Source organism: Enhygromyxa salina, assembly GCF_000737335.2.
Classification (GTDB): Bacteria; Myxococcota_A; Polyangia; order Nannocystales; family Nannocystaceae; genus Plesiocystis; species Plesiocystis salina_C.
The window spans coordinates 36,615-45,551 of record NZ_JMCC02000077.1; the positions used below are offsets into that span (position 1 = coordinate 36,615).

5 protein-coding genes and 1 pseudogene are annotated in these 8,937 nt (G+C 68.4%); 3 read left to right on the forward strand and 3 right to left on the reverse strand.

What is annotated here, in order from left to right:
• The first annotated feature begins 54 nt into the window (after positions 1–54).
• The gene (locus tag DB30_RS27070; protein WP_052554183.1) at positions 55–2,313 is read left to right on the forward strand and encodes a KR domain-containing protein; all 2,259 of its coding nucleotides are present in this window, start codon (positions 55–57) and stop codon (positions 2,311–2,313) included.
• Here DB30_RS27070 and DB30_RS27075 read toward each other — a convergent pair.
• The gene (locus DB30_RS27075) at positions 2,305–3,489 is read right to left on the reverse strand and encodes a hypothetical protein (protein ID WP_052554184.1); all 1,185 of its coding nucleotides are present in this window, start codon (positions 3,487–3,489) and stop codon (positions 2,305–2,307) included. The two genes, DB30_RS27070 and DB30_RS27075, sit on opposite strands and share 9 nt — an antisense overlap.
• 166 nt (positions 3,490–3,655) lie before the next feature.
• Here DB30_RS27075 and DB30_RS27080 point away from each other — a divergent pair, with 166 nt between their 5' ends.
• On the forward strand, positions 3,656–4,819 hold the full coding sequence (locus DB30_RS27080; RefSeq protein ID WP_052554185.1) for a hypothetical protein: 1,164 nt from the start codon (positions 3,656–3,658) through the stop codon (positions 4,817–4,819).
• A 305-nt stretch (positions 4,820–5,124) separates the two neighbouring features.
• Here DB30_RS27080 and DB30_RS27085 read toward each other — a convergent pair whose 3' ends face one another.
• Positions 5,125–5,757 carry an HNH endonuclease signature motif containing protein gene (locus DB30_RS27085; protein ID WP_052554186.1) on the reverse strand — a complete coding sequence of 211 codons (633 nt, stop codon included), beginning with the start codon at positions 5,755–5,757 and terminating at the stop codon, positions 5,125–5,127.
• A gap of 241 nt (positions 5,758–5,998) precedes the next feature.
• Between DB30_RS27085 and DB30_RS27090 the strand changes: the two genes are divergently transcribed.
• Positions 5,999–6,214, forward strand: a complete 216-nt coding sequence (locus DB30_RS27090; protein WP_165703968.1) for a hypothetical protein — start codon at positions 5,999–6,001, stop codon at positions 6,212–6,214.
• Positions 6,215–6,241: 27 nt separating this feature from the next.
• Here DB30_RS27090 and DB30_RS27095 read toward each other — a convergent pair.
• A pseudogene (locus tag DB30_RS27095) lies at positions 6,242–8,937 on the reverse strand (hypothetical protein); the annotation flags it as partial.

Genomic DNA, 8,937 nt, shown 5'->3' on the forward strand with positions numbered 1-8,937 from the left:
CGAGTCAGTCGGTGCCACATGCGGTCCCCGCCCAAGCGCCAGCGCGAGGCTGCGATGGACCGTACCCCCGACGCGTTGTTCGAGATTGTCTGGACGCCGATCCAGCCTTCATCCGCCGCGCGCCCGCGTTGCGATCGGGCGTTGATCCTGGCCGGTGACGAGGCCCTGGCCAAGGCGCTCGCGTGGGCGGGTGAGCGCGCTGGGATCGGCGTGAGCGTGATGAACTGGGAGGCGGCCGATCTCGATGATGAGGCGGTGCTCGACGCGAAGCTGCGGACCCAGGCGTTCGACGAGGTCTGGCTCGTCGTTGGGCAGCCAGTCTTTTCGGGTCGCGCGCTCGCGCCCGAGCAGCTCGATGATCTGCTGCGCCGCGGACCGGGCACCCTGGCCGCGTGCGCGCGCTGCTTGGTGGGTCTCGCCAGTGAAACGCGGTCAACCCCGCGCTTGCGGGTGGTCAGCTCGGGCGCCTGCGCGGCGGGGCAACCCGAGCTTGATCTTGCAGGAGCCCTGCAGGCGCCCGCGTGGGGCCTCGCGCGGGCGATCTCTGCTGAGCACCCCGAGCTCGACCTTGGCCTCATCGACCTCGATCCGCGCCTCGATCCCGATCGCGCCGCGGCCTCGTTCGTCGGCGCCGCGCGGGTGTTCGACGACGATCGCGAGCTCGCGCTGCGTGGTTCACAGCGCCTGGCGCCGCGCCTGGTGCCGACGCCCGCCCGCGCGGGTCGGATCGCGTTCGACCCCGAGGCCGCGTATCTCGTGGTCGGCGGCCTCGGTCGGCTGGGCCGCGAGATCAGCCGCGGGCTGGTCGAGCGCGGGGCCAGGCGTCTGGTCATGGTCGGCGTTCGGGTGCTCGCGGGCCAAGATCGTGAGCTCGACTTCATCACCGAGCTCGAGCTCGCGGGCGCGACCGTCGAACTCGCCCGGGTCGACGTGCGTGATCGTGCAGCCCTCGCGGCGCTCCGTCGTGAGCGCGAGGCGGCCGGCCGTCCCCCGATCCGCGGTGTCGTGCACGCGGCGATGGGCGACGACGCGGGCCGGCTGGTCACCCTCGAGCCCCGCAACATCGGCGACGCAATGGCGATCGAGGTCGCGGGCAGCTGGAACCTCCACGCCGTGTTTGGCCAGCTCGATCCCTTCATGTCGTGTACGTCGGTCGCGTCGCTGGTGCCTGGGCTCGCCCAAGGTCGCGGGTGTCAAGCGGCCGGTCACGCGTTCGCGCATGCGTTCGCCAGCGCCCTGCGAGGGCGTGGATCAGAGGCAGTGGCGATCGCGTTTGGTCCGTGGCACGACAGCCCGCAGCTGCACCCGCTGCCCCGCCGCTGCATCCACGCGGGGTTTGGCGTGGTCGATCGAACCCTGGCCGCGCAGGCGATCGACACCGCGATCACGGCCGCGCATGCGCAGCTGGTGTGTGCGCCGATCGACCGCGGTCGGCTTGGCGGCGGCGCTGCGAGGAGCGCGAGCCAGGCCCCGCTCGCTGGCGTGGTCTTGGGCTTGCTCGATGACTCGCCCCCACCCCTGCCCGGACCCTTGATCTCGTTCGCTACCGGTCACGGCCGCCCGCTGTTTCTCCTGCACCCTGCGAACGGCGAGCCGGGCTGCTATGCGGCGCTCGTGGACCGCCTCGCTACGGTCCGGCCGCTGATCGGTCTGCGCTCGCCAGCCCTGTCCGCGCCACACGACTGCCCAGCGCAGCTCACCCAGATCGCAGCCGACGCCCGCCACGTCCTGCGCAGCGTTCAACCCGAGGGCCCGCTCGATCTTCTTGGCTGGGGATTCGGCGGCGCGCTCGCGTTCGAGATGACGCGGCAAGAGCTGCACCACCGCCGCGAGGTCGGACTCCTCGCCATGATCCACACCCACGCGCCCACCCCAAAACCTGCACAGGACCAGCTCGAGCTGCTCGCGGCGTTCCTGGCCGATCTTGGCCAGCTCGACCCCGGTGACCGGCGCAACGAGGTCGCGCGGGCCGAGCTCGCGCACGCGCCACCCCAGGCTCGCCTCGACCTGTTGTTCAACCTCGCGCGCGCGACCAAGCTGGTCCCGCCCACGCTCGAGCCCGAGCGCTTCGCGGCCAGGGTCGAGCTGTTCGTCGCGCACGCGCGGGCGCTGGCCGCCTGGCGTCCGGGCACCCTCGACGCCAGCGTCCACTACTTTGGGCCAAACACTCCCGCCGCTACCCTCGATCATGCGCAGGGCTGGCTGCCACGGGTCTCGGAGCTCGTGGCCCATCGCGTACCGGGGGGCTACTACGCGGTGACCCACGATCGCGGCGCAGCTGCGATCGCCGAGGTCATGCTTGGCTTACTTTGATATGCCGGGGTCATGCGTTCGTTGAGGCGCCCCCGAGCTTGGCAGCCGGTTCCGCATGAGCAAGTAATTGCCAACTGCACCAAACCCCAGCACCGCCACAATGAACGCGATCACGCCGCCCACGTAGGGCAGTTCGATCAGCACGGTCACGATCACCAATCCAAGCAGCAAGCTCCACAGGATCCGGCGCCGCTCGAAGCTGGGAAAGCGCAAGATTCGGCGGCCAAGCTCGGCGGCGATCACCAGCTTGCCCACGTACAGCGCGATCAGGTAGCCGGCCATCGCGACCATCGCCAGGGGCAGCCCGATCAAGGTCGCGGCCGCTACCACCGAGCCGATCGGGACCAGGAACAGGCCCACAGCCCCGATGCCCAACATCCGCAACCACTGGCCCTGCTGTTGCGGCGCGCGAAACAGCCCCGGGACCAGCGCGAACCCGACCAGACCACAGATCAGCCCGGCCCCGATCATCGCGATGTGCCAGGCATAGAAGCTGAATTCGTCATAGGGGTTGTTGTCGGCGATCGCCCCAACCTCGACGTTGGTCGAGCCGCGCACCAACGCGCTGCGATCAACCACCACGTCCTCGGCGTCCCCAACTTTGGCCGTTAGGTTGCGCCCAACGGTGGCCGTGCCTCCAACCCGCAGGTCTTCGCCGCCAATCACGAGATCGCGCGATGTCGCGGCGTCAACGTCAACGCGATCGCCCATCGCGTAGACGTCTCGGCCGACCGTGCCGGCGATCTCGATCTCGCTGCCGGTCAGCATCGCGTCGCCGCCCAGCTTCGTCGCCGGCCCAACGTGGATCGTCTGCCCCGCCACGTACAGCTGCGAGGCCACCGACGCGCCGATCGTGACGTCCTGCCCCGCCATGATCACGCTGCCGGCCACCGTGCCCCGGATATCGACGCGCCTCGCCGCGGTCAGAAGATCCCCATCGATCGTGCCTTCCACGATGACGGAGCGCGCAAAAACGACCGCGTCCCCGCGCACGTGGCCCTTGATGACGACCGACTGGGCCAGCGCGATCAGGGTGTCATCGACGATCTCACTCGCGGTCACCTCGACGTGATCACCCTTGCGGACCTCGGCTGCGTCCGCCACGACCGGGACCGCGAACACGGCGATTGCGACGAGTGCCAGACACACGGCTTTGACGAGCTGCGAGACCCACATGTTGGTGCATGTGGATCGGCCCGCGCGACTCGGCCAGCGCAAGCTTTACCCGTCGCGTCCCGTCGCGTCCCGTCGTGTTGGGCGGCTCGTGCTGTTCGCGCGTCGGGCCATGGAAAACTCCAAAGTCCGGCGTATCCGCGCGGGTCATTCCTTGCTAAGTGTGCACATGCGCGTAGATCGTTCGTGGCCCAGCCTGCTCGTGGTGTTGTTTGCGGCCGCTGCCTGCCCAACCCAGGGCGGCACCAGCAGCAACGCGCCGGGGTCGGAGCGCGCGTCGGGCCCGGTCGCTGCGTGTGCGGCAGGTGATCGCGCCGCCGGCCGCGAGCTGGTCATGCAGCTGCGCGCGCAGCAGCTCGAGGCCCAAGACCCCGCCCACTACGAGCAACACCGCGGCACCCTGCACGACGCCTGCTCGCAAGGTTGTGGCGCCGCCTGCCTCGAGTTCGCGCGCAACAGCTGGGCCGGCGCCGAGGCCGACAAGTTCAACGCGCTCGCGTGCAGTCACGACGAACCCGACGGCTGCGCGTGGGGTGCAAGCGAAGCCGACCCGGCGCGCGCCGAGCTGTGTGAGCGCGGCGACCTCCTCGCGTGCGTGGATCCGGCCCCCGAGCAGCTCGCGGAGCTGGGCGCGGCCGGCTGCAGCGACAACGACGGCCGCTCGTGCAGCGTGCAAGCGTGGGCACGGTGCGGCGTGTCTGGCGAGTGCGATGACCAAGCGATCGAAGCGGCACGCAAGGCCGCGCAGCTGGTCCCCGCGCCCGAGATCCTCGAGAGCCTTGGCGCCGTGTACTGCCACGCCGGGCAGACCGAACAGGCCAACGCGAGCTTCGCCGCGGCCTGCGAGCGCGGCGTGCAAGACAGCTGCGAGCGCCGCTGCGAGCAGCTGCGACCGGCGCGGGTGCTCGTCGTGCGTGACGCCGCGCGCGAGGCCTACGCGAACATCTTGACCATGATGTCGCTGCAATCGGACGTGGACGAGGACTGGTACACCGCGGTCTCGGTCATGAACGTCGAGCAGCTGCAGGCCTTCGAGGCCAGGTTGCAGCGCTTCACGCCCCCGCTGTCGGAGCCCGGCGCCAAGGCCAAGGTCCCCCCAGCCGTCGCCGCGCAGTATCCCGAGCTGGTCGCCGCGCTGCTTCGCGGCCCCCAGCTCGACGCCAAGAAGCTCGTGTACTGGTTCAAGCGCCTGCCCGACATGACCGACGAGCAGCGCACCAACCTGCTCACCAGCCTGCGCTCGCAGTGGTGGGTGATCCCCGGCGACCCAACCAGCACGCCGGTTGCGTTTGTCGATGGCATTCACCAGAGCCAGGCTCGCTCCCGCGATTGAGCGTTAGTGCCGCTCACCCTACGTCCGCCCCGGGTTATGCACGGCACTGAGGCCCAATGGCAGTGTCGCTCCTAGCAGTACGCCCGGTACAGCGTCGTCGCCGCTCCTCGCCCTTGGGCCTCAGCTCCGCACCTAACCCGGAACGGACGTAGGGTGAGCGGCACTAGAGCTCGCCCAGAATGAACTCGCGTCGTCGGTTCAGGCCAATCAGGGAGCCAGTAGTCGTCACGTCGCCGGCATCTCATCGGCGCGGGCGTCGCGCAATCTCCGAGGTGGCCCGCCCAGGTTGTCCGACGGGCTACCATTCAGTTGCTTGTCTGCCGCTGCCGCGCGGACGTGCGGCTCCTGTCGGCGATGAACATCCAGTCCAACGCCTCCCCCAGATTCATCGGTCGCCCGTCCCACTTTGGCAGGACAGGCGCCGCCGTGCTGTCGTCGATCAGCAGGTCGGCCTCACGCAGGAAGCGCTCGAGAGACTCCAGATCTTGGCCGCAATCAACGCGAGGGGGCGCGGCCGAGATCGCGTGACCACGCTGGTCGATGAACATGATCTTGTCAGCCCGAATTTCCACAGACAGGCCGCCCTCGTGAATCATGCGATGGTGACCCGGGCACACGAGCACCAGATTGGACAAGCGGGTTGGCCCGCCTTCGGCCCAGCCTTGAATGTGGTGACCATGAAGATGCCGGTTTCGGCCGCACCCCGGCACCCGGCACCCGCCATCACGCAGCCACAGCGCGCGACTGATCGCCGAGGGGATCGCCCGGGTGCTGCGACCGACATCGAGTAGTTGGCCGTCCGCGCCGGTCACCACGTCGACCCGGGCGCTGTCGCAGGACAGCATTCGCGCCATGTGCAGCGGGACCGGCGTGCCGTCGCGCAAGAACCCACCGACGCCTCCTGGACCGTGTTGGAGTTGGTCTTTGGAGGTCAACATCACCAGCTCGTAGCCGGAGCTGAGCGTGCGTGGGCGGTGCTGTAGATAGGCTCGGGAGATGTTGACGATCGCATCCGCTTGCTGTTGCTGCAGGTGCTCGCCGTAGGTGGCGGACAGGGGATCTGTGGGCAGGCGGTCTGCCGAGGCTTCCGCGGAAGCCTGTGCTTTGCACCCCGGCGCGGTCGATGGCGCCGCCGCGGAGGCTTCTGCGGAAGCCTGGGCATGGGCCGACGATGGCGCCGTGGAGGCTTCTGCGGAAGCCTGTGCTTGGGCCGACGTTAGCGCCGCGGAGACTTCCGCGCCAAAGCACGCCTGTACGCTGCGGCTGCTCGAGCAGACGCGGCGCAACGACAAGCTGGAGGTCACCGTGTTGATCGCAGGACTGATACTGCTGATCTTGGTCGGCCTCGGGTTTGCGTGGACGCGGCGGCAATCACCCGTGATCGATGAATCGTGAGAATCGTGAGACCCGCGGAGCGCGTAGCTACCGAGCATGCTTGCGCAAGAAGTTGCGCAAACTCCCCCCATCAAACCGCCGCTTCCAGACCGAGTTTGCCGAGCTCAACACCCCATTTCCATACTCGTCATAGTTCGAAAACTCGACAAGCTCCAAGGTCAACGACTCAGCCAGATCCGCGTACAAATCATCCTGCAAGACCATGATGACCACCGCCGCGCCGATCCGATCCCAGCTCTGGTTGACGACCGCGTCACCGAGCCCAGCGGTGTCAACATACACCTGCAGCTCGCGGTTGACGTAGTTCGTCTGCACATGCGTGATCGACACCTCGGGCAGCTCGACGCCGTCTAGATCCAGCTCGTCGAGCGCGAGCCGCAGCGGCTTGCGGGTGCCCTCGTTCGCGTCGAACACGGCGGGGTCCACCTCGCGCAGGCGGGCCGGCACCCGGTCAACGAAGAACTCGCGCAGCACCGGCGCGACCATGCCCGCGAGCGTGTGCGCGGTGATGTCGATCGCCCAGGTCGAGCCGTGGTGCTGGTTGTCGTCAAACGGCTGGTTGCCCCACGGCGAGTAGGTCAGCAGGTGGGGGAGCATGCGATCACCCGGATCCAGCACGACAAAGCCCAGCTGCTCGGCCTTGTCCAGCAGCTGGCGCACGTTGGCGTCGGTCGAGCGCATGCCGTCGCGGCGGTTGGACTCCATTGACGAGAGATCGTAGAACACGACCAGGCTGTCGTAGCGCTCGGCGAATCGCTGCAATTTGGCGAACGCGGCGTTGACCTCGCCCGGCTCCTTGGTGTCCCTCAGATACGACCCCCCAAAGTCATGGGCTTCAATGAACACCACGTCGGGCGGGACCGATGTGCCCATCCAGTTGACGAGGTTATTGATGTTCTCGCCGAACGAAGACGCCCCCCAGGACATCTGAAACAGATCCAGGCGCACGCGGTCGCGGTAGCCAAGATCGCGCTGCAGCTCCTGCTCCAACCGCCGACCGAGCGAGTAGTTCGAGTAGCGGTCCGACATCGAGCTGAGCGACGAACCCAGCAACAACGCAACATACGGCCCCGACCGCGCGAGCGGCTCGTAGCGCCGATCCAAGTAGCGATCCGGCCGCAGCTGCGCGGCGACCTTGGGCCCGACCGAGGCGATCGTCATGAGGATCGGCACGGTGATGGCCTTGGTGTGGTGATTGCCGGTCTTGGCGACCCCCAGCAAGCCATCGGCGATCCGCACGATCCGCGAGCGCTTGTGCTCGACCCAGATCATCGAGGCGTCGTCTTGGGCGATCGCCATGCTCCCCACGTGCCAATAGGACGCGTACTGCTCTACGCTCTCGTTGTACATCACGTGGCCGTCGCCGTGGGTCAGCGGCTTGAGCCAAGGCAAGATCCGCTCGGCCTCGAGGTCGAAGTAGCGCAGGTGCACGCGCTCGGTCCACTTGCTCTCCAGCGACTTCTCGCGCGCGTTGAGCGGGAATTCGTCGGCGATCAGCAGCCCGCCGTAGCGCTGAATGAAGCGCAGATCCACGATCTTGGCCAGGCGCAGCTCGTCGTAGTGATAGGGGAAGCCCACGCGGTGGCCGTTGGGCAGCAGGTCGTCGCCCCGGTTGCGAAACACCAGCTCCCAGCTGCCCAATTCGAGTGTGTCTGACGCCTCGGCCGAGTCGGCGTTCACCAGCTCCCGCTGCCACAGGCGGCCGTCGACGTCGCCAAGGTACACGGCCTGCGGCCCCAGATCGAAGGCCACCAGCGGGCTCATCGCAACCTCCGACAGCACCCGTGAGCGGTGGCGCTCGACGTCTAGCAGCAGCAGCCGACCATCGTCACACAGCATCCAGATCCCCCCTACGCGGGCGCGCAGGCGCAGGTAGCTGGCACAGGTCGGACCCGCCCAGCTCGCGGTTCGGACCCAGTCGTCCTCGAGCACGCGAACGTGCTCGCGGTCCTGCCCGTCGATGAACCACACCGCGTCACCGCGCAGCTCGGGGTTGCGCGGCTCGAACAAGCGGGCGTCGACGCGGGCCCAGCCGTCGATCTGGTCGCCCTGGCGGGGCCGCCCGGCGATGGTCTCGACGAACTGCATGTTGCCCCGCAGCTCCCGCAGGACGTGGTTTTGGGTGTCGGCCACGACCACGCGCGTGCCGTCGTCGGTCACCGCCACGCCCTCGGGCTCGCGGAGCTGGGCCAGCCACGCGCCGCCCTCGTTGTAGCCGCTGCTGACCCGGTGGACCAAGCTGCGATCGTGGCCCTCGGGGTGGACCATCATGACCTCGTGGGGCCGCTGGGCCAAGGGTAGGTTGAGCTCGTGGAGCAGGTTGATCGCCAGCAGCCGGGCGCCGTCGGGCCACAGGTGCACGTGATCGATGAAGTGCGCGTCGACGAACAGCGGGTGGTCCAGATCGATGATCTGCAGGTTTGGATCGGCGTGATCGTTGACCTTGCGCGCGAGCGCGGCGTAGCGGCGGCCAAGGGTGTCCTCGCCCATGGTCGCGCCGGCGAAGCGATCCTCGAGCGGGGTCACGAACAAGGTCGCCCGGCGATCGTGAGCGTCGAGGTGATCGAGCAGCTGATCGAGCGCGCGCAGCTGTTCGTGGGTCGAGACGAGCGTGGCGTTGCGATAGTGCTCGCGGACCCGGGCGCGGCCCTCGAGCTCGGCCTCGAGCGCCGCCGCGTCCGTGGGGTCGTCCTGCGCCGTGACCGTGGCCTCGAGCGCGACTG